Origin of the sequence: Lacticaseibacillus camelliae DSM 22697 = JCM 13995 (genome assembly GCF_001311195.1) — a bacterium.
Lineage (GTDB): Bacteria > Bacillota > Bacilli > Lactobacillales > Lactobacillaceae > Lacticaseibacillus > Lacticaseibacillus camelliae.
The window spans coordinates 1-20,695 of the sequence record NZ_BBAJ01000041.1 but is presented as its reverse complement, the minus strand read 5'-3'; the positions used below and the strand labels follow the sequence as shown (position 1 = coordinate 20,695).

The 20,695-nt window shown below is 54.6% G+C and carries 21 protein-coding genes and 4 pseudogenes; 11 read left to right on the top strand and 14 right to left on the bottom strand.

Annotated elements, in window-relative coordinates; all coding sequences use genetic code 11:
* On the top strand, nt 1-241 hold a 241-nt coding region (locus JCM13995_RS14940; protein WP_162230932.1), incomplete at its 5' end, for an NUDIX hydrolase.
* A gap of 56 nt (nt 242-297) precedes the next feature.
* Here JCM13995_RS14940 and JCM13995_RS08525 read toward each other — a convergent pair.
* The 4 genes and pseudogenes from JCM13995_RS08525 to JCM13995_RS08510 all read right to left on the bottom strand — a co-directional run bounded on the left by JCM13995_RS08525 (nt 298) and on the right by JCM13995_RS08510 (nt 6,048).
* Nucleotides 298-1,280 (bottom strand): annotated as a pseudogene (locus tag JCM13995_RS08525) (DUF1002 domain-containing protein).
* A 109-nt stretch (nt 1,281-1,389) separates the two neighbouring features.
* Nucleotides 1,390-2,328: a Ppx/GppA family phosphatase gene (locus JCM13995_RS08520; RefSeq protein ID WP_054664624.1), complete on the bottom strand. Its 939-nt coding sequence runs from the start codon at nt 2,326-2,328 to the stop codon at nt 1,390-1,392.
* A pseudogene (locus JCM13995_RS08515) lies at nt 2,325-4,511 on the bottom strand (RNA degradosome polyphosphate kinase); the annotation flags it as partial. The pseudogene JCM13995_RS08515 and the gene JCM13995_RS08520, both read right to left, overlap by 4 nt.
* Before the next feature lie 7 nt (nt 4,512-4,518).
* Nucleotides 4,519-6,048, bottom strand: coding sequence for a Ppx/GppA phosphatase family protein (locus JCM13995_RS08510; protein WP_054664621.1), 1,530 nt, complete (start codon nt 6,046-6,048; stop codon nt 4,519-4,521).
* 165 nt (nt 6,049-6,213) lie between these two features.
* On the opposite strand from JCM13995_RS08510, the pseudogene JCM13995_RS08505 reads away from it, so the two are divergent.
* A pseudogene (locus JCM13995_RS08505) lies at nt 6,214-7,132 on the top strand (aldo/keto reductase).
* Nucleotides 7,133-7,233: 101 nt separating this feature from the next.
* Here the strand turns inward: JCM13995_RS08505 and JCM13995_RS08500 are convergent.
* Complete coding sequence (locus JCM13995_RS08500) at nt 7,234-7,770, bottom strand: PTS transporter subunit EIIC (protein ID WP_263849630.1); 537 nt, start codon at nt 7,768-7,770, stop codon at nt 7,234-7,236.
* Between JCM13995_RS08500 and JCM13995_RS08495 the strand changes: the two genes are divergently transcribed.
* The 8 genes from JCM13995_RS08495 (at nt 7,723) to JCM13995_RS08465 (ending at nt 12,639) form a co-directional block, all read left to right on the top strand.
* Nucleotides 7,723-8,412 (top strand): family 1 glycosylhydrolase, encoded by a 690-nt coding sequence (locus JCM13995_RS08495; RefSeq protein ID WP_054664615.1) that lies wholly within the window; start codon nt 7,723-7,725, stop codon nt 8,410-8,412. The genes JCM13995_RS08500 and JCM13995_RS08495 overlap by 48 nt on opposite strands.
* 586 nt (nt 8,413-8,998) lie before the next feature.
* Nucleotides 8,999-9,175: a hypothetical protein gene (locus JCM13995_RS16055; RefSeq protein WP_225350807.1), complete on the top strand. Its 177-nt coding sequence runs from the start codon at nt 8,999-9,001 to the stop codon at nt 9,173-9,175.
* A gap of 195 nt (nt 9,176-9,370) precedes the next feature.
* On the top strand, nt 9,371-9,592 hold the full coding sequence (locus JCM13995_RS18180) for a hypothetical protein (RefSeq protein ID WP_338033671.1): 222 nt from the start codon (nt 9,371-9,373) through the stop codon (nt 9,590-9,592).
* Nucleotides 9,579-9,980 (top strand): hypothetical protein, encoded by a 402-nt coding sequence (locus JCM13995_RS08485; RefSeq protein WP_054664609.1) that lies wholly within the window; start codon nt 9,579-9,581, stop codon nt 9,978-9,980. The genes JCM13995_RS18180 and JCM13995_RS08485 overlap by 14 nt, the downstream gene beginning before the upstream one ends.
* A 404-nt stretch (nt 9,981-10,384) precedes the next feature.
* The gene (locus tag JCM13995_RS08480; RefSeq protein WP_156314389.1) at nt 10,385-10,738 is read left to right on the top strand and encodes a hypothetical protein; all 354 of its coding nucleotides are present in this window, start codon (nt 10,385-10,387) and stop codon (nt 10,736-10,738) included.
* Between the two features lie 27 nt (nt 10,739-10,765).
* Nucleotides 10,766-10,996 (top strand): hypothetical protein, encoded by a 231-nt coding sequence (locus JCM13995_RS08475; protein ID WP_054664602.1) that lies wholly within the window; start codon nt 10,766-10,768, stop codon nt 10,994-10,996.
* A gap of 215 nt (nt 10,997-11,211) precedes the next feature.
* Nucleotides 11,212-11,799 carry a PASTA domain-containing protein gene (locus JCM13995_RS08470; RefSeq protein WP_054664598.1) on the top strand — a complete coding sequence of 196 codons (588 nt, stop codon included), beginning with the start codon at nt 11,212-11,214 and terminating at the stop codon, nt 11,797-11,799.
* A gap of 291 nt (nt 11,800-12,090) precedes the next feature.
* Entirely contained in the window at nt 12,091-12,639 is a 549-nt protein-coding gene (locus JCM13995_RS08465) for a hypothetical protein (protein ID WP_054664594.1), read from the top strand.
* A 226-nt stretch (nt 12,640-12,865) separates the two neighbouring features.
* Here JCM13995_RS08465 and JCM13995_RS08460 read toward each other — a convergent pair whose 3' ends face one another.
* Together JCM13995_RS08460 and JCM13995_RS08455 are read right to left on the bottom strand one after the other, a co-directional pair.
* A complete protein-coding gene (locus JCM13995_RS08460; protein WP_054664591.1) occupies nt 12,866-13,132 on the bottom strand; it encodes a hypothetical protein in 267 nt (88 codons plus the stop codon).
* Nucleotides 13,133-13,248: 116 nt separating this feature from the next.
* Nucleotides 13,249-13,980 carry a GntR family transcriptional regulator gene (locus JCM13995_RS08455; RefSeq protein ID WP_054664588.1) on the bottom strand — a complete coding sequence of 244 codons (732 nt, stop codon included), beginning with the start codon at nt 13,978-13,980 and terminating at the stop codon, nt 13,249-13,251.
* Between the two features lie 136 nt (nt 13,981-14,116).
* Here JCM13995_RS08455 and JCM13995_RS08450 point away from each other — a divergent pair, with 136 nt between their 5' ends.
* Entirely contained in the window at nt 14,117-15,421 is a 1,305-nt protein-coding gene (locus tag JCM13995_RS08450; protein WP_054664585.1) for a glycoside hydrolase family 125 protein, read from the top strand.
* 138 nt (nt 15,422-15,559) lie between these two features.
* Here the strand turns inward: JCM13995_RS08450 and JCM13995_RS08445 are convergent, their stop codons facing one another.
* The 7 genes and pseudogenes from JCM13995_RS08445 to JCM13995_RS08420 all read right to left on the bottom strand — a co-directional run bounded on the left by JCM13995_RS08445 (nt 15,560) and on the right by JCM13995_RS08420 (nt 20,505).
* On the bottom strand, nt 15,560-16,546 hold the full coding sequence (locus JCM13995_RS08445; RefSeq protein ID WP_054664582.1) for a GDSL-type esterase/lipase family protein: 987 nt from the start codon (nt 16,544-16,546) through the stop codon (nt 15,560-15,562).
* A 63-nt stretch (nt 16,547-16,609) separates the two neighbouring features.
* Nucleotides 16,610-17,263, bottom strand: a complete 654-nt coding sequence (locus tag JCM13995_RS08440) for a DUF1648 domain-containing protein (protein ID WP_054664579.1) — start codon at nt 17,261-17,263, stop codon at nt 16,610-16,612.
* Nucleotides 17,250-17,534: an autorepressor SdpR family transcription factor gene (locus JCM13995_RS08435; RefSeq protein ID WP_054664576.1), complete on the bottom strand. Its 285-nt coding sequence runs from the start codon at nt 17,532-17,534 to the stop codon at nt 17,250-17,252. Before JCM13995_RS08435 ends, JCM13995_RS08440 begins: the two co-directional genes overlap by 14 nt.
* 155 nt (nt 17,535-17,689) lie before the next feature.
* The gene (locus JCM13995_RS08430; RefSeq protein WP_054664573.1) at nt 17,690-18,502 is read right to left on the bottom strand and encodes an alpha/beta hydrolase; all 813 of its coding nucleotides are present in this window, start codon (nt 18,500-18,502) and stop codon (nt 17,690-17,692) included.
* Between the two features lie 13 nt (nt 18,503-18,515).
* Nucleotides 18,516-18,986, bottom strand: coding sequence for a signal peptidase I (gene lepB / locus JCM13995_RS08425; RefSeq protein ID WP_054664569.1), 471 nt, complete (start codon nt 18,984-18,986; stop codon nt 18,516-18,518).
* 19 nt (nt 18,987-19,005) lie between these two features.
* Nucleotides 19,006-19,137: a hypothetical protein gene (locus tag JCM13995_RS17015; protein WP_263849629.1), complete on the bottom strand. Its 132-nt coding sequence runs from the start codon at nt 19,135-19,137 to the stop codon at nt 19,006-19,008.
* A pseudogene (locus JCM13995_RS08420) lies at nt 19,109-20,505 on the bottom strand (MATE family efflux transporter). The gene JCM13995_RS17015 and the pseudogene JCM13995_RS08420 overlap by 29 nt, the downstream one beginning before the upstream one ends.
* Between the last annotated feature and the right edge of the window lie 190 nt (nt 20,506-20,695).

The following is a 20,695-nucleotide window of genomic DNA, read 5'->3' as shown; positions in this document are numbered from 1 at the left end:
CGAGGAACTCGGTCTCACTGCCGACTTCAGCCACCAATCGCCGGTCGCGACCCTGTGGCACGCGTCTTGGGTCGAGGTCGTGTACCAGGTCACGATTCCGCGGCTGACGGTGCGCCAGCTTACCTTGCAGGCCACAGAAGTAGCCGAAGTGGCGCTTTTGCCGATTTCCGAGGCCACTGCCCGCTTGACCGGCAGCAGTACCAACTGGACCGCAGTGGTGCAGCAGGCCCTGCAAGACTAAAAATCGCCTCACGGTTGCACAGTTTCGTGCAAGACCGTGAGGCGATTTTGATTTACCTAGCTGAACAGGCTTTGAATCCAGTCGCCTAGCGTCTGGAAGAAGTTGACAATGCTGTCCCAAATCTTTTGCAGGAAGTTGCGGTTCTCCGGCGTGTCCAAGTTCTTCAGCTTGCCGAACAGACCCTTGGCACTGCTTTGAATGCTGGACGCCAGCTGATTGGCCTGCGCCTTAAAGTCGTTGCTCTTCAGCGCACCGGAATCTTGGATCTTCACCAACAAGTTGATGATCTGCGTGCGCTGGTTGTTGTTGATGATCTGCGTCAGATTGTTCTGCTTCAGCTGGCTGTCAACAATGTTGCCGATTTGGTTCTGCGACAGCGTTTGGCTGCCATTGTTGCTTTGGCTGGCCATCTGGGACTTCATGCCGGCGACGGCGTTGTTCAGCTGCTTGTCGGAATAGCCGTTTTGGCCTTTGTTGGCCTGCGTGATGCCAGACAGCGTGTTGACCTCATCCTGGGCCGCCGAAATTTGCGCCGAGTTCAGGGTCTGCCCGTTTTGAGCGAAGGCGCGTACACGCCGGCCAAGGCGCCGGAACCGTCGATTTTCACCGCGCTGGTAATGAAAATGTTGGCGTTGGTGACGCCAGCGGTAATCGCCGCGTTGCGGTACTGGTCAGCCGTGATGGTCGTGATGTTATTGACCCCATTGTAGTCCACGATTTGGACGTTAATGCCGCCACTGCTGGTTTTCTGCACTAAGGCACTAGACCAGACGCCGGAGCTGGCGGTGAACGACGAGCCAGCCGGGTTCAGGTACTTCACCAGCGTGCTGCCGTTGACGGTCAGCTGAGACACATCCGTCACGTTGGCGGCCTTTTCCAAAGTGCTCAGCGTACCAGACTTTTGATCTGGCGTCAGGGAGACGCCCAGCGTCGCCACCGGTGTCCATGTCTCATCGGCGTGCACCGACGTGCCGTGGTTGATGCCGATGCCCAGCGCCAGTGCCGCTGCGGCAGCAAGTGCAAGTAACCATTTTTTCATGATAATTGCTCCATTCGTGATTGATAGCTTATTTATACCAAAAGCCGACCCGATGCACGCGCATTTGGTCGGCTTTTAAGTAAAGCTTTGGCAATCCGTGACAATTTCGTTAGTTCTCCGGCAGCGTCTCGGTCGCGTTCAGGTAGGTGTAAAGGGCCCCTTCGCGCAGCCCATTTTGCGAAAACATCAGCCGGTCGCAGTCAATGTAGCGCAGCATGGTGATCACCGGCGTAAGGCCGCCGATGATGATGTCGGCCCGCTCACGCGATAGGCCTGGCACCGCCTTGCGCTGGTCGAGATTCTTATCCAGAATGTCCGCGTAAATAGCGTTGGCCGCAATGGTCGACATCCGGTAACCGTGAATGTCCTCGTAGCTGCCGCGTGCCTCACGCCGCCGCTGGATCTTGGCAAGCGTGCGGTTGGAACCGCCAAGCGCCACGATGGGCAGGTTCAGGGCCTTGCGCAGCCACCAGACGCCATTCAGCATCGTGGAAAAATCCGTGGTCAGGTTAAACAGCTCCGCCGGCGTCACCAGTTCGCCGCTGATGTACTGTTCGGACAGGTTGACCGAGCCGACCGGCAGCGAAATGCGGTGGACCAGCTTGCGGTTCTGCACCAAAGCCAACTCGGTCGACCCGCCGCCAGTGTCCATGATCAGCGCGTTTTGAATCGGCAGCGTGTTGCCCACCCCAAGGTAATCCAGCTCCGCCTCCCGGTCGCCGGTGATGACCTTTATTTCCAGTCCGGTCTCGCCCTTGACCCGGGTCAAAAAGGCTTTCTGATTGGTGGCGTTACGCGTCGCGGCAGTGGCCAAAATCTCGAGCTTAAGCGGTTTAAACGCCTTGATCGCGCCGGTGAAGTTTTTCAAGGCCGCGATTGTGCGCACCATCGCCGGCTCCTTGAGCGTGCGCTCCGGACCCATGTCTTCGGACAGCCGGACCATGTCCTTGAGCTTGACGACTTCCTTAGGGTTGTCGTTAGCGTCAATTTGCCAAATCGACAGCCGCGCCGAGTTTGAGCCGAGATCGATCACGCCGTAATACGTCATTCGTCATCCTCCTGGTCTTCCGGTGCGGTCAACGGCGTGAAGTGGCGCGCGCTGCTTGGATCCACTGGTGCTTCCTGCTGCTTATGCGCCGCCTGCGCCGCGGTTTTGGCCGCGGCCTGTTCCAAGAAGGTTTCCTGGGCGTTCAGCGGGTTGACTCCGCGCCGGTCGACGCGGGCCCAAGAATTATCGGGCTGAAGCACCCGCGTCTTCACGTTATCGTCCCACAGCGTTTGGTAAATCTGGCAGATTTGATCGTGAATGTCGTCCTGCAGGATTGGGAACAGCAGCTCCACCCGCCGCGACAAGTTGCGCTTCATCAAGTCGGCTGAGGACAGATACAGGTGCTCAGCGCCACCCGCGTAGAAGTAGTAAATGCGGCTGTGTTCCAGGAAGCGGCCGACAATCGAGTGCACCGTGATGTTCTCCGACACGCCAGGAATGCCAACCTTCAAGTTGCAGATCCCGCGGACCAGCAAATGAATCTTGACGCCAGCGGCCGAAGCCTTGTACAGTGCCAAAATCATTTCGGTGTCGGAAAGGGAGTTCATTTTCATACGGATCTCCGCCGGCCGGCCCGCCTTGGCCTCACTGATTTCCGCGTCGATCTGTTCCTTCAGAAAGTCGCGAATGCCCAGCGGAGCGATCACCAACTTGTTGAAGTACGCCGGCTCGGAGAACCCGGACAGCATGTTAAAAATGTTCGAGCGTCGGTGCCCATTTCGGTGTCGGCGGTGAACAGGCCCATATCGGTGTACACCCGCGCGGTGACATCGTTGTAGTTCCCGGTGGCCATGTGCATGTACCGGCGAATGCCGTCCTCATCGCGGCGCACGACCAAGGCCAACTTACAATGCGTTTTCAGCCCAACGAGACCGTAAATGACATGGCAGCCGGCGCGCTCCAGCTCCTGGGCCCAGTGCACGTTATTCTCTTCGTCAAACCGCGCCTTCAGTTCGACCAGCACGGTCACCTGCTTGCCGTTTTGCGCGGCCAGCTTCAGGTAAGAAATGATAGGCGACTTCGACGACACGCGGTACAGCGTCATTTTCACGGCCAGCACCTGCGATCCAGCGCCGCCTGGTGAATGAATTCCACCACCGGCGTGAACGAGTCGTACGGGTGCTGCATGAAAATGTCGTGGTCACGAATCTGGTCAAACAAGTTGCCAGAAACCAGGTGCTGGTCCAGGTACGGGGTGAACGGCGGGTACTTGAGCTCGTCGTGGCCGCGGACTTGCTTGACCAGTTTGGACAGCACGTTGAGGTCGATTGGCCCCTTGATGGCGTAAATGTCATTTTCCTTTTCCACGCCGAGGCCCTTGATCAGGCGCTTGCGCAGAAACTTGCTCATGTTCGCATCGATTTCCAGGCGCATGACCTTGCCGCGCTGCCGCTTCTTCAACTGCGACTGGATCTCCTTCATCAGATCGGACGCGTCTTCCTCAGCTACGTCCAAATCCATGTCCCGCGTCACGCGAAACAGTGCCGTTTCCCGGATCTTCGCACCGACAAATAAGGCGCCTAGGTGCTTACTGATCACGTTTTCCAGCAAGATGAAGTCGTTCTCGCCATCTGGCAGGCGCAGCACGCGCGGAAAGACGTCGGGAATCTGAACCATCGCAAAGCTGCGGTTCTTCTCGTCTTTGTCGTCGCCAGCCGCGTTATCCTTATCCTCAGGCGTTGCAGCCTGATCGCCAAATTCAGCGAATTGTTGGCTAAGAACGGGAATGGCCGCGTCGGGTCGACCCCCATTGGCGTCAGCACCGGGTACAGCTCTTGGACAAAATAGTCGCGGCAGAATTCGACCTGGCGCGGTGAAAGCTGATCTGGCGTCAGCAGATGAATGTTCAGCTCGTCCAGGCGCGGGGCAAGGGAGCGGGTCCAGGTCGAGTACTGCTTGTCAACCATGGCGTGCGCGTCTTTAGCGATGCCGGCCAGCTGCTGCAACGGCGTCAGACCCGCCGCATCTGGAGTGACGTAATCCACGGCCACCATTTTGCGCAGGCTGGCGACGCGCACGTTGAAGAATTCGTCCAGGTTGCTCTGCGTGATGGCGAGAAACCCCACCCGTTCAAGCAGCGGATTGCTCTTATCGCGCGCCTCTTCCAGCACGCGGTCGTTGAACGCCAGCCAGCTCAGCTCGCGGTTCGTGAAGTTCTTGGAATTAGCAAAGTCGACACCTTTTTTTTGCTCATAGCCGAGTCTTTCCTTTCAATTCAATTGGCAGCCCGTAGACAGCTGCGAAAAATGCCCCTTTGGTCCGCAGTGACCAGCGTTCCAGCTCGACGTCATCGCTCGCGGTGACGGTCAAAAGCACCCGGTCTTTTTGCAGGGACACCCGAATCTTTTCAATTTTCTGCTGGCGCGAGGCGTCCAGCGCATCTGCCACCCGGAGCAGCGCGGTCAGCTTGGCAATCACCAGCCGGCGGTTTGCGTTCAGTTCCGTCAGATCGGACAGATCCGTCTGCGGCGTGTCGCTGGAGTGATAGCGGGCGATTGTCGCCACCATGCGCTGCTCGGCCGCGGTCAGCCCAATCAGCTCCGAGGCCCGAATAATGTAATCCGAGTGTTCGTAGTGCTTGTGCGTGTCCACGTACGCCCCGATGTCAGTCACCGTGGCGGCGATCTCTAGCAGCAGCCGCTCGCGCTTGCCCAGCCCGTGTAGTTTCTTCAGCCGGTCAAACAGCTGAAGCGCGTACTTGACCGTGAAGTCGCGGTGCTTGGGATCGACCATGTAGCGCTCCGCCAGGTTCCGGGCCGAAATCAGGATCTCGTGGTCCGAGTCGATGTTGACGGCCTTGGACCCGGCCTCCGACGCAGCGTTGACCTCCAGCCCGTCCAAGAGCTTGAGGTCTGAGATCCAGATCTCATCAGAGTTCAGCGACTTGATCAGGCGGTAAACCAACAGCACCGTCGGCAGCACCTGCGCCGTTTCGGTCGGGGTCAAATCGTACTGCTCGCTGAGATACTGGTCAGACGCATGTGTGATCTCCTGATACAACAGCTTGAACCCGTCGCGGTCGATCTCGACGGTATCAGACCCCGTGGGGATCAGAGCGCTGAACACTGACAGCGCCGACCCCATCAGTATCACGTGCGGATAATGCTGATTTTTCGGCAGCAGACGCATGAAATCCGCCAGCCGCGAGTCGATAAAGTCACGCATGACCTCGACCGGATTAGGCACCGTCCGCTGCAGGTCGGACATCACCTCAAACACACGCAGCGGCCCCAGCGACAGGTTCCGCGAAAAGCCAAAGTCGCCATCGGCAAACGCGGTCAGTTCGGCCGAGCCGCTGGAAATGTCAATCAGGACTGTCCCATCCTTGGTCACTTGATTGAAGTTGGGAAACTTGCCCAGCACCGCCTGGGTGCGATAAAACGATTCCTGCGACAGGGTCAGCGGTGAAACCACCAGTCCGGTGCGGCTTTGCAGCTGATCACGAATGAACTGGGCGTTTTCCGCCTCGAAAAAGCTGTGGCTGCCGACGACCTGCACGTCGCGCACGCCGTAATCCTTCATCAACCGGTCAATGGTCTGAAGCGCCACGACCAGTTGATCGACAGTTTCTGGCTCGATCTCATGCGTGGCGTAAATGTCCTCGCCTATTGCGACCGGGTAAGAGCCGCGCTCGATTTCCTTGAGCGTGCGCAGATCCGTAATGCTGAAAAAGACAAATTGGGCGCCGATCACCACAAACCCGCGTTCAGAAACTGCCATGTTGCTCCCCCTCTTTCTTGTCCCAATCATAGCATTTTAACCCCGTTCTGCGAATGGTTTGAAACCACATGTAACAGCTTTCAAAAGCCGGACCGGTGTGCTAATGTGAAGAGGAATTGGTACCGTCGATCACGGCAGTGCTGTAATGAAGGAGGAATTTATTCGATGAAACATTTGAATCTTGGAGGCGTCGGCGTGTCCGTCTCCGCCGTTGCGCTGGGTGTGATGCGCATCACCAAGCTGAACGTGGACGAAGCCACGAACCTGCTGGAAAGTGCCCATAATGCTGGTATCAACTTTTTCGACAACGCGGACATCTACGACGGCGGTAAGGCCGAGACCCTATTCGGCCAGGCACTGAAAAAAAAGCCAGCTTCTCACGTGATGATGTCATCGTCCAAAGTAAGGTCGGCATCGTGCCCGGCAAACGCTACGACTTTTCCAAGCAGCACATCACCGAGCCGTTGACGGCTCGCTCAAGCGCCTCGGCCTCGACTACCTAGACGTCCTGCTGCTGCACCGGCCGGATGCCTTGATGGAACCGGACGAGGTCGCCGCGGCGTTCGACGAGCTGCAGGCGGCAGGTAAGGTGCGCCACTTCGGCGTTTCCAACTGCAACCCAATGCAGATCGAACTGTTGAAAAAGGCCGTCAAGCAGCCGCTGGTTGCGAATCAACTGCAGTTTGCGGTCACCCACACCGGCATGATCGACGGCGGCATCCACGTCAACATGACGGATGACCGCTCCGTTGATCACGATGGGTCGATTCTTGAGTACTCGCAGCTGCATGACATGACGATTCAGGCCTGGAGCCCATTCCAGTACGGCTTCTTCGAAGGGGTCTTCATTGACAACCCGAAGTTCCCGAAGCTCAACGCCAAACTTCAGGAGTTGGCTGACAAGTACCACACCAATTCCAGTGCCATTGCGGCCGCTTGGCTGATCCGCGTGCCCGGCACCCAAGTCATTGCCGGCACCACAAACGCCAAGCGCATTGCCAACATTGCTGAAGGCGGCGACATCACACTGTCCCGGCAGGAATGGTACGACGTATATTTCGCGGCAGGCAACGATTTGCCTTAACGCATTAATTCTCAGCGGACACAAAAACGTGATCAACTGGCAAAACCAGTGCGACCACGTTTTTTTGTGCCTATGACTTTAATAATCCGCCCACTAATCCATTACAGTACTAGCCTCATCTTTTGAATCAGCCTTCTTCGCCGCGATTGCAGCTTCCTTCTTGACAGCCTGCCGATCAAACGCCCTGAAGAATGGATAGTAACCTGCAGTTGCCAAGCGACTTCGATCAGCTGCCACAGTCCGGCGCGCCAATCACCGCCGGTCATTAAGAAGCCCAAGAACGGTACTGGTGTGCACCACGGCACTTGCGCAACGATGTGGCCGATGATGCCAAACTTCATCAGATACCAGGTGATTGCTTCAAGAATCATTGGGATCAGCAGCATTGGCACCGACAGGAACGTGTTCAGAACCACTGGAAAACCAAACATGATTGGTTCACTGATATTGAACAGTGATGGCACAAACCCGACGTTGCGAACCGCTTTGTACTGCTCACTCTTAGCAGTGAACATGCACAGGACTAGACCCAGGATGGCACCAGTACCACCGATTGTCATCCCAAAGTTCAGGAAGCCATCGGCCGCAATGTGAGTTGGCGCCTGACCGTTAGCGACCTGCTTCATGTTTTCCGTCAAAAAGACAAAGAAGATGCGGATGATGTGTTGCTCAAGTCCGGCAAACCGGATTACCTTGGGGTCAACTACTACCATGAAGGCACGATTCAGCAGAACCAGCTGGAGAAACCAGTCAAAGACGACCGGCAAAAGTCGTTTAACGCCACTGATCCGTACCTGATGCAGCCTAAGGACGCCCAAGCACAAGATCCCGAGATTCCGATGTACAATCAGGTCGATAATCCCTTCCTCAAGCAAACCGAGTGGAGCTGGGACATTGATCCGGCCGGCTTCCGGGTCACGCTGCGCGAACTGACTGAAAAGTACGGGCTGCCGATGCTTATCACGGAAAATGGCCTTGGGGCGAGCGACGAACTCAAGGACGGCAAGGTCGACGACGGTTACCGCATCGATTACCTGAAAAAGCACGTCCAGGCGATGCAGGAGGCCATCACCGACGGCTGCGATGTCATCGGCTACTGCGCCTGGTCATTCACCGACCTACTCAGCTGGCTCAACAGTTACAAGAAGCGTTACAGCTTCGTGTACGTCGACCGCGATGACGATAGCCAGCGGACGCTGGATCGCATCCCCAAGAAGAGTTACTACTGGTACCAGCACGTGATTGCCACTGACGGCGCAGATTTAACCATGCAGTCTTAATCACCTAGCAAAACACCCGTCTGATGCAAGAGACCTTGCGTCAGGCGGGTGTTTTAGTGCGACGGATTTGATTAACACTGGTGTGCCAAACGAAAACCTGTATTACAGAATACAATAATACAAAATCTTACGGGCTTAAACATCGCTAAATCAGCATTTCCTGAATTGATACAGAAGCTCACCGATATTCTCTTACCATGTAATACATGTATTTCTGAATACACAAGCAAACCAAATAAATAGAGTTATAACTCGCTCGCCAAGCAGCCATAATCTACATCCCAAACCTGTTTTCTGAATGACTACGCTTTAAAAGTTCAATCCTCGAATATTTAAACCGCCTAATTCGGCCATCACGTATTATGAGGTATTATTGTTTCCCGGCAAACCGCCATCACAGAACGCCCTCATGGTATACTCTCCGTAGATGTAGTACAAAATAGGGTTCCTGAAATGCCATGAATACTAGCAACCGTATTGAGTTTTGCTAACTTTAAGGGTGACGAGTACCACCGCGCTCCTCGTCTGTAGCCTTACCAAGATGGGGTTCAAGGTCTGCATGATTGGCTTCGATCCTCAGGCGAACATGACTGTGCTGATAATCAAAACTTACGCAAATTTGCACGATGACAAGCTGGCGACCATTAAAAGCTCGCTGATGACCGGCATCACGGATAACCCGAAGAACATGTGGGACAAGAAGGTTCACAAGGCCTACGCCGATGTCGCCAATGAGATGATCAACCGTCTGGAGGCGAACTAGTATGGGAATGCTAGAAAAGAAACCTGCCAACACACAACGCAAATCACTCCTGAAGCACACACCGGGTGGGGTGCAGTCGACCGCGAAACCATCATCCAAGACGTCAAGAAAGAGGCAGCGCCAAAGAAAAAGGTCGCCGAAAAGACGACCTCGATCCGCATTTCAGTTGCCACCCGCAATGCGCTTAATTCGCTTGTGACACTGGGCGAGGCCAACACAGTAAACGACCTGGTCGAACAACTGTTGACTCAGAAGATCGAGTCTCTGCGGCCCACATCATCAACGATGTCGCCAGCAAGCGCGATACCAAATAAAGCATCTCATTTACGGCAATCAACAATGCAACTCAAAATCTTCAAGTCTGCCATCAATCAACGATTACCAGCAGAAGGGACAGATAAATATGGCCCAAGATGAAGAGAATCTGCGCAGCAAACTGATCTGTTACGATTGTAAGTCATTCGCCGCTTACGAGGACGGACAATACTTGCTAAAATTCTTTGCACTGATAGACGTTAACGTAGATGGCACATGGGAGATTGAGCAGCATATGGTGGCAGATCTATCCCAGCCCATCCCTAAAACTGAACAGGAACGTGAAATCTGCAACCAGCAGAAAATGGCTGCAATACAGTTCTACAGAGTTAAGAACGAGCGTGAGGAGCAAAAAAAGGCTATGAACCAACATGCAGACAACCTGGCTCTGATGCAGATGCAGGCTGTCATGCGCAAAGATCTAAATCGGCAACTGCAAAAAGCGCTCAGTATTGAAGTGCCTGTGCCGTTGTATTCTGTAATACAATAATACATGTATTACAGAATACAAGTTCGGAGGTGTCCTCTAGTTGCTGACTGATCCGCCTAGAAGGACTCAAATGTCTCAAAAACCGCATCCTGCATATGAGGTTCAATCTCCCTTCGTCGGCGTCCTACTCATCAGCAATTCTGTGGTCACATACTACCGTCTTCACCGTGGAATCAGCAGTGGCGTACAGGCATAGAAAGGAAAATCACCGTTGAGCAAATCTGATAACAAGTCTCAACAGAATAACAGTCAGAACCAGCCTCCGATCCAAGCGGATAATCAGACTTCCCATGAGCAGACGAACGGCCTTGCTGACGAAATCACTCAACAACTCACCGATGTGTTAAAAAAATGCTATCGCAAAGGATGGTATCACGGCTGGCGCCAACGAAGTCCTTGAGGCCTTGCAACAAAACATGATCAACACCGATCCAGACGAGACCGATGACCACGACTTTGATCCGCTAGATGACTACGATGCCGAGGAGAAAGCAGCTGAGGCCGATGAGGATCGGCTGGCCGCAGCTGAAGACAAGGAGGAAACAGCCGAAGAACCAGACGACAGCTCCCCAGACTACAACAAGTGGAGCCAGGATCAGCAAACTGAGGACGAGGCCATCGCCAATGGTCTGCCACCAGATTCTCCGGACGGCTGGGCCGGTGCCGACCTCAATCCTAACTGGGAGACCGGCCGCAATCAGACTGATGACCACAGCAATGATAATGATGATTCAGATCATGGTGATGACGAAGGGTAACACCAACGCGCAGAAGGAAAACTCAGCATGTTTGAAAAATTTAAAGCCAACCGGATTCGCCACAAGGGGATTCGCCGGGCAGAGAAGGATCTTCAGAACTCAGGAAAAACCGGCCTAGCACTCTATGACTTCGTTCAGGAATACACCGGGGATCCCAATCCTTGGATCAAGAACCCGTATGGTTTTTTTCAACGATTATCAGTTACAGTACGTTGCATTGGCCAACCAAAGAACAGGATCAGTCGCGGTTCTGTATAGCGAAAATCCTCCAAAGCCAAGGAAGAAGCCGCAAATAACAAGCACAAAGTCTAAGATGAAAAGCCATGACGAAATCACCAACGATGTCGCCAGCAAGCGCTACACAAAGTAGGAGAGACAGCTTTCGTTCACGCACTGTCAATTTGCATTGAGTCTAACAGCTACAAGCCGATAACTTTTGCTTTTAAGGAAACAACGATAAGGGGGAAGAAAACATGGGTAAAGGAAAGATTGTAGGTAAAATCGCGGCAAAAGCAGTTCAAAGCTTGGCACCTGATTTAGCGGTAACAGCAGCTGCAGGAGCAGCTAATATATTCAAAAATACATACGATAAACACCAGGCGTACGTCAAGGTGCCCGATGTCTCAGGCTTATCGATCGAAGACATACCGCCTATCTTACAAAAGGCAAAATTCAATTTTGCCAGTGTTCTGGCAGAGCCCGATAAACGATATGCAGAAAAGCGGCCGAACACAGTACTTAGGACAGCGCCGCATGCTAATGCTTCAGTGCCGCCGGAGACGTTTATCAAGGTGTTCTATGCAGACGAGGATGTAATCAACGCCAGCAAAGCTCTTGCAGCTGAAGCATCTGAAAAAAAGGCTGCGCGCAACGAGGCTGCCAAGCAGCTTGCACATAAGGTTGAAGATACGGCAAAAACAACCACCGTTGGGCTCGCTCATAAACTGAACCCCAAGAAGCTGTTAAAGAAAAAGCAGGCGCAACTGATCAGACTGTTGACCAGGAAGACAAAAATACGGAACACAACTCTGACTGGGAACCCACCCACGAGCAAGATTTAATTAACAACAACAGTGATGAAGTTTAGACCCTGACTTAAAAAAATTCCACGTTCTAAAAAGTTGCAGATTATCCGGTTTTGCCACAAGAAACTAAATTCGTCAGGGCAAAAAGATCCTGTCAGCTCAGGCAAAGCCAACGTGGCCTTGTGTGATTTTGTTCAAGGCTATCCCTGGAAATCCCGATTCTTGAATCAACAATCCGTATGGCTTTTGACCAGTCATGAATTCAGCGACGTCCAACATCCAACTTCGAACAACACTTCTACAGAAAACTGCAAACGGAGGTTAACTATGAGCATAATCGGTATCGGTACCCCTGAACAGGCTGCTGATAAAATCACTCAACTACTCTCTAAAGATCCGAACTTGGTTCAACAGGCCGGCGCCAATCTGGCACACGTCTTCTACGAGGCGCCGTTAGACAAGAAGCATTACGACGATTGCCGCAGACGACTGAAGCAGCTCTATCCCAAAGCGGAACGAGTTGGCTATATCTGGGCTGAAATCAACAAATCGGACAATATCATTGTTGTTGGTTCAACCTATACGCACGATCTCTTTGAGACCTATGAACTGCTCAAAGGTAACACGCTGAAGAAGCTTGCTAAGGCCGTCCTTTCTGACAAGGAGAACGCTGCGCTTGCCGACTATCAAAGTAGAATCAATAGCGCAATCGCCGGCGCCGTCATCATTCCCATCTCACCAGAAAAAAAACCTGCGCGAGGCAGAACAGATTCTTGGTCGTCGAATCATCGACACTTATGGCGCACTCAATCCCAACCTTTAAAACAGCGGGCCACTCGTAGAATTATGCTGCATATAAATCATTTACGGAATTGACCGCCAGTACTCTCTCCAAGAGTCCTCGTGTCTATATCTACCGATGCAAACAGAGAAAACACACGTGCAGCAAGAACTTGTACTACCAGAAGTCAGCATAACTCATGCCAAATCTCTAGCCTGAGAAATCAGTACTCTGATGGATCATCCAGCGTTGAACTTGGACGACAAACATCTGTCTTTCAAGTGCCCCTGATTGGCATCGGTAGCGCTTTTTGCGTGACACTTAGTTCAGCGGTTGAATCGAGTGATTATCAATGTACAGGGCATCGACCAACACCTCGTGCGCCGGCAGCGGCGGATTGTTCATCTGGTCATCTAGGAGGTCCAGCGCCTTGGTCATAATGTGCGTTTCGTCTTGCTGAATCCGGTTAAAATTCAACCGGCTAGTTTGGTATGGCAGTCCATCAAAGGCAATCCCGCCAAGACGGCTAACAGGCTGGTCGGCAGCGGAAAGCGCAATGGAAAAAAGGTTTGCACTTGAAAAGTCCAAACGCCATGACACACGTAAATGGCCGAGAAGAGTTCAATCGGCGGTTAATTTTTTTTGACTCTCCCTAGACAGCATCTCAGTGTTCTGGTCGTGGCTGTCAAAATTCGTCTCTACGCTCAGCCAAGCCTCTGCCGAGACCCGGCGATCAATTTCTCGATAGGCAGTCTGAATCCCCCGAATTCGTCCTGAATCGCGGTGTTGCGAGCCCCGCGGTGGACCAGAAACAGGATGTTTCGATGACCCATATCTAGCAACATTCGGGTGATTGTGCGCGAAATCTTGAAATTATCAGTACCGACGAACGGCAGCGGGTAGTCCCCGATCCGCCGGTCGATGATTACCACGGGTGTTTCGATGAAGTCGGCAGCCAGTAAACCCTTATTTTCACTCTCGCCTTCAACCGGCATGATGACCAGGCCGCTGACGCCCTCTGCAATGAGCGACTTCACGATGACCGCCTCGTCGTGCTGCGACTCGTTAGAGAGCCGAATAATCGGGATGAACCCACGGGCTGCGACTTGCGCCTGAAAAGTGCGGATCAACTGTGCACCGTAACTATCAGCAAAGCCCGACAGCACAAAGGCAATCTGCTTACCGCCGGCCAGCGTGCGTGCCCCCGTGCCAGCCTCTGAAGTAGCAGGGCGCGCTAGAATTCGGGTCCGCATCCCGGAACCAGACTCGATTAAATGCTCTTCACGCAGTAACGCCAGCGCCTTGCGAATCGTCACCCGACTAACCGAATAAACCTCGGTCAATTCCTTTTCACTGGGCAGGGTTTGGGTGGTTCCAGTAGCGATATTCGCCTTCAAGCGGCGATAGATTTGAATGTATTTGGGTTGATAGCTCATGGTCGATTCCTCCCTAGCGATACTAGATTCTAATACATCTCAGGCTGTTTTGATACCATGGCTCCTGCGGCGGTCTAATGTTCTATCATGAACTAGAGAATGAGCGCATTCAAACGCGTGATAAGGAGTAGCACAATTGACAAACACACTCACCAAAAGTGAATTTAACCAAATTGCCGCACACATCGAGAAGGCAGCCAACAAGTCAGCGGCCGATCTGGATCCAGCAATCAAGCACCTTTTCACTAGTGGTATTCACCGCTTTTTAACCGAAAACATCCACTTCAGCGACGGTCGCCTCTACGTGATCACTGGTGATATTCCGGCAATGTGGCACCGTGACTCCACCTTCCAGATGCTGCCTCTGCTACATTTGGTCAAGGAAGTGCCTGAAGTGACTAAATTAGCCGCCGCCTTACTGGAAACCCAGATGTACTGCATCCAATTAGACCCTTATGCCAACTCGTTCAGCGAAAAACCGAACCAGTCGATCTGGGGGACTGACCACTCGAATATTACGGTTAATGCTTCAGTGTGGGAACGCAAGTATGAGCTCAACTCCCTCACGACCCCGATTCATCTGGCCTATGCGCTGGCGCAGCTGCCGGGTCAAACTGCCCAGAAGCTGCCAAAATCGTTCTGGCAGACCGTCCCATCCATTCTGACCGTCATGAAGACGGAACAACGCCACGAAAGTTCCCCGTATCGATTTGAACGCCCAAACGGGCCAGCATCCGACACGTTGCCCAATGCTGGTAAGGGGACCCCAGTTGGTTACACCGGCATGATATGGAGTGGGTTCAGGCCCAGCGACGACGCCTGCCAGTATGGCTACCTGATTCCGGATAATCTCTACGCCGCGCATGTTCTGGACGAACTTGGCGAACTTATCAAAGCGGCAAATCAGCCGCAGACGCTGGCAGACGAAGCAGCCAAATTGGCCGCCGACATCCGTGGTGGCGTCGAAAGATTTGGCCACGCTACCCACAATGGTGAAACCATTCTGGCCTACGAGGTGGACGGATTGGGCCACCAGCTGCTAATGGACGACGCTAATTTGCCGAGCTTACTTTCTCTGCCATACTTGGACACCTTACCAGCGACCGATCCGCTTTATCAGGCCACTCGCCGTTTTGCCTTGAGCACAGCCAATCCGTACTACTACACCGGCAGCGCGCTTGCCGGTGTGGGCAGCCCGCACACCCCTGAAGGGTACGTCTGGCCGCTGTCCGTGATTGTTGAGGCCGCCACCAGTACCGATCCGGCGGCGATTCAAAAGGCCCTCGACACCCTCGTCGCCACTGATGCCGGCACCGGCCACATTCACGAAAGCATCGATGCCAACGATCCGAAAAACTTTACCCGCGAATCCTTCTCTTGGGCGGATATGACATTTTGCAATCTGGTTCTGCTTGGCCTGGAAAAAGCCAAAACCAACTAAGCAACTTAATAATCTGAATAAACAGAGATGGCTCGATGCTTAAGCATTGAACCATCTCTGTTTATTTCGGTGTAAGTTTGTTTAACACGACATAATCAGCGCATATGTCCAGATTATCGTTCAGGTCATCAGTTCTGTTTATGCTGGCACTTGGCTGGCAAGAAAATCACCCAAGTGCGCGGCGATTTGCGCCATTCCCTGCGCAGTCGGATGCAGCAGGTCTGAACTCAATGCGGTCATGTCGGCCAGCAGATCGAGGCCGCTGATGTATGGGAGCTTGCCGGTGGTTTCCTCGCGCACAATGCGGCGAAAAGCGGCCACTTTGGCGGGGTCCTCCGGATAATCCGTCACGACCATATCTGTGGCCACGACCGGGCGCGAGTCTTGGGCAAACGGCGCGATGAAACGCCGCACGCGCTGGCGAAACGCCTCAGGGGAAAAGGCCCCAAGCATGTTGATGCCCATTTCAATTGAGGCGAACTGCCAGTCATCACGGCCGACCAGGTAATCGGCCACGCTAGGCTCCAGCCACGCGGACCCCGGAAACCCGAAGTTGAGCAGATCAGCATTAAACCGGTCGGCGATTAACTGCGGATACGTTGCGAACGGATTCAGGGCCAGTGACCCATGCGTGATCGAAGACCCGTATGCCAGGTAGGTGCGCTGCGGCATTTGTGTCGGCGCTGGCACCGCAACGTCCCCACTGACACCGTAGAAGTAGTTGCGGCAATAAGGCAGGCAGACGCGCACCACCGCCGGATCAAACGCTAGGTGTTGCTGCCTGGCCAGTGCCTGCAGCCTGAAGAGGTTCACCGGCCGCGGGATTGTGATGGTCGCCTTCTGCGGGGTCAAAATGCGCGACGAGGCTGACCAGGTGCCTGGAAACGTTCCGTAGCGAATGTAGGCGACCTGCGCCTCGGCGGCCTTTTCCACCGCCAGCATAAGCGTGACGGTCGGCGCGTTCATCACAAACCGGAGCTCCACCCCACTGGCGTCGGACGAGGTGTGCGTGGCCGGCTCGTCCAGCTGCGCAAACACCGTTTCGGGCACTCGGTCTAGTAGCGGCCCGGCCGAGGTCTCGCGGATCCGTTCAACGTTGTGAAACAAAATCCCTGATTTTTCCACTTCCAAAATTTCTCCTTATCAAATCAAACCTGGCCATAATCAGCATTCGGCAAGTCTTATCTATCAATGCGCGTCGTCCACCGGTAGCTCAGTGGCATCACCACGATCATGGCGGCAATCACCAGCACCAACGCAGCCACTGAGACCACCGGCGGGGAAAAACAGGCTGGCAAGCATCAAGACGCCGCCGGCCACCATCACGTAGCCCAACACGCGCATGCTCTTCAGCGCGCCGGCGGGGTTTTTCACCTGCCACGGCACGTGATAGCCGATCCCAATCCAGCCCTTGTGCGCTGCAGGGGCAGGCACAGTCGGCAGGTAGTTGCCCATCGCAATGAACACGGCGCCAACCACGGCAATCGCCCACAGCCGAATGTTGACCGCCTGACCTAGGCCGTAACGGATCGTTGCCACATAGATGACCACCGTCACGACTGGAATGATCCACACTGTGATGCGCTCAAAGCGCGGCGCACTTTTGCCGTGGCTGCTGGCCCAGTAAGTGGTGCCAACGGCCAACCAGTGAGCGCCCAGCATCAAAAGCGGCAGCCCGTACACGACTAACGCTTTGGGCATCCACCCGTTCGGCTGATTGTCGACGCCCCAGTGGGTCACCATTGTCGCCGGCAGCGCACTGTATTGGCTTGCGCCGTACAGCATTGTCGCCAGGATCACGGCAGAGGTCAGCGCCAGCACCCACCATTTATTTTTTGTCATTAGACTCGCCTCCAATTCCCAAACTGTAGATCCAGCTGAGCACTTCCTCGAACACACTGGCGTTTAGGTCGTAGTAGATAAAATTCTTCTCGCGCCGCTCGGTGATCAAATTCGCCTGTTTGAGCAGTTTCAAGTGGTACGACACGGTCGCTGGTGTGAGGGCGAACTGGGCCGCAATTTCACCGGCCGGCTTCGGCTCGTCCTTCAGCAGGTTCAAAATCTTACGCCGCACCGGATCGGAAATGGCCTTCAGGGTGTCACTCATTGCCATGGTCCTGCCTCCGCTTTTCTATTTTGATAATTATCTAAGTAGATAGTAAGACCCTAGTTACCTGCCGTCAACGTCTATTTAGATTATTTTCAAATTAGCGACTAAAAAAAGCTCACCCAGACTTGGGTGAGTCGAGAAAAATGGCAACAGGACGTTTACATAAACTGCTGCAACCAAGTGCCAAACAGCGGCAGCCACTGCGCGACCACCGGCTCTTTGCCGTAATCGTGCTGCTGGCTCCAGCTTTCGCGCGTCGCCAAGCTCAAACCATGCCGACCAGCCGGAAAGATGTGCAGCTCGCAGGCCACGTCGTGCTCGTGCAGCGCCTCGGCAAAGCGGATGCTATTTTCCACCGGCACGGTTTCATCGGTCATGGTCGTCCACAGAAAAGTCGGCGGCGTCTGCGCGCTGACCTGCCGCTCCAGAGACACTTGCAGCCGCAGCGCCGGCGAGGCATCGGGACCGATCAGCTGGTCAAAAGAGCCTGGCTCCTTGAATTCACCGCTGGTGATCACCGGATAGCCGAGCATCATTCCGTTTAGCCGGATCTCGTCAGCCTGATAGCCGGCGAGCACCTTTTGCGCAATCAACGTGCCCAAACTGGCAACCAGATGGCCGCCGGCAGAAAAGCCGACACCGATGATGGCCTGCGGGTTCACGTGCCACTCGGCCGCGTGCCGGCGAATGAGGCGAACAGCTTCGGCTAGCTCCAGCAGAGCGGTCGGGAAGCGGTGCTCAGGACCCACGCTGTAATGCAGAACGAACGCCTGACAGCCCTTGGCCAAAAGCGCCAGGGCGACCGGTTCCCCTTCGCGCGGCGAAACAAACGCGTACCCACCGCCCGGAGCAATCACGGCAGCCGGCCGCAGCCTTTCGGGTTCAAGGTCCTCATACTGATCCATCAGATAGGCATCAAAGTAGGCGTCCTTAGACAATGCCGTCCTCAGCGGCTCGCGAATCACTTGCACGACGAATTCCTCCCTAGAATTTTTGCCACTTATTCAGCGGCCAGTAGCGCCATTTCACAACGCCAAAAACAGCCGCCTGCTTCACAAAGCCAAACTTACGGCTATCATACGACACCGGCCGGTTGTCCCCAAGCACCAAATATTCGCCTTGGGGCACCGTGCGCGCGTGTGTCGCTTTTAGCGATTGCAGCGTAAAGTCGGGCGTAAACGCCGGGCTGTTGCCAGTTTCACCATTTTGTTCGGCCTCAAACGCCAGCGTCTTGCGCTTGAACTGGTCACTCAAAAACGGTTCCGGCGTCCGTTGGCCGTTAACGTACAACACGTCGCCGCGAAAAGCGATGGTGTCGCCTGGCATGCCGATGACGCGTTTAATGTATTCGCGGCCTGGTTCGATTGGACTTTCAAACGTGATCACATCGAACCGTGCGACCGGCGCATTGCGGCTGACGACCACGCGGTCTCCCGGGGTCAAATTAGGCGCCATCGACTCCCCGGCAATCCGGTCATTCGCAAAAAAAGAGTCCCAAGATCAGCTGCACCAGGAACATGGCGGCAGCGACGCCAACCACGACCAAGCCCCACTTGAAAAACCCTTTTACCGCCGGCTCAATCGCCTTGCGCTGCTTTTTCGGCATCAGACAAGCTCCTTTGCTGAGCGGCCACTTGAGCATCCTCCTTCTGGCGGATCCGCCGCATTGTCCGGACGTACATGTTGACAAGGACAAACACCGAGCCCACCCACGCCAACGGATTGGCCATGGACGCCCCGGTGAAACCAAGGTGCGCGACTAGGACAATGCCGGCAAACGCGCGCATCATCAGTTCAAACAGCCCGGCTACGGTCGGCACCAGCGTGTGGCTCAGCCCCTGCAGCAGATTGCGCATGGTAAACAGGATCGCCAGCAGCCAGTACATGCTGGCGTTGTAGTGGAAGTAGGTCTGCGCCAGCGCGGTGACCGCCGGCTGGTTCGGGCCCAGAAACATGTTGACCAGGGGCTTGGAGAAGATAATGATGAGCGCGCCAAACACCGCCGAAATACCAACGTTCATCAGCAAGGTCTGGTGCACTCCGCGGCGAATCCGGCCGTACTCACGCGCCCCGAGGTTCTGCGCGGCATAAGTCGCCATCGTCACCCCAAAAGACGAGGCGGGCAGCGTGGCCAGCTGATCGATCCGCCCGGCCGCCGTGTACGCCGCGACGGCATCGGTGCCCAGGGAGTTAAGCATGACCTGCAGAATGATTGACCCAATGGCGATGATCGACATGGAGAAGCCCATCGGCATCCCGACAATGATGTGATGCTTGATCTCCGGCCAGTCGAATTTCAGGTCGGCCTTTTGAATGTTCAGCAGCGGAATCCGCAGCTTAATGTAGATCCAGCACAGTACCGCCGAAATGGCCTGCGCGGTGACGGTCGCCCAGGCTGCCCCCGGCACACCCCAGTGGAACACCAGGATGAACGTGAACTCAAGGATGATGTTGATCACCGTGGCGATGATCAGAAAAATCAGCGGCGTTCGCGAGTCGCCCAGCGCGCGCATCATGTTGCTCAACAGGTTAAATGCCATGGAGGCAAAAATCCCGTAGAAGATGACCCGCAAAAAGGCCACCGAATTCTCCAGAATGGCCGGCGGGGTCTGCATCAGGACCAGGATTGGCCGTGTCATCGCGGCGGCCCCTACCGTCAGCACCAGTGCCAGCGCGACGCAGATCCAAATCGACACCCCGAAGCTGCGGCGCACCCCCCGTTCGTCGCGCGCCCCGTACGCCTGCGCAGTCAGCACGGACAAACCGGCGGTCAGGCCCTGCGCAAAGCCGATGATCAGAAAGTTCACGGATCCGGTCGCCCCAACCGCCGCCAGCGCGTCCTTGCCAATGGTCCGCCCCACGATCAGCGCGTCCATGAAACTGTACAGTTGCTGAAAAATATTCCCAATCAACAGCGGGATCGTAAAAAAAAGAATATAAGCTTGATGGGATTACCCTTTGTCAGCGTGTGCATGTTGTCTCCTCCACTCCAAACCAAATGCCTTGAATCACTGTATCACAATTGGTCAGCGGCAGAGCGCGGAAAAGTCAGTTGATATAATTCCGTCATATATCAACTTAAAAGCAAAAAATCGGCAGACCGCAGCCCGCCGATTTCTCATTCTTAGTCTTAAATTCCGGCACCGCCGCCCCCGGAAGACGCC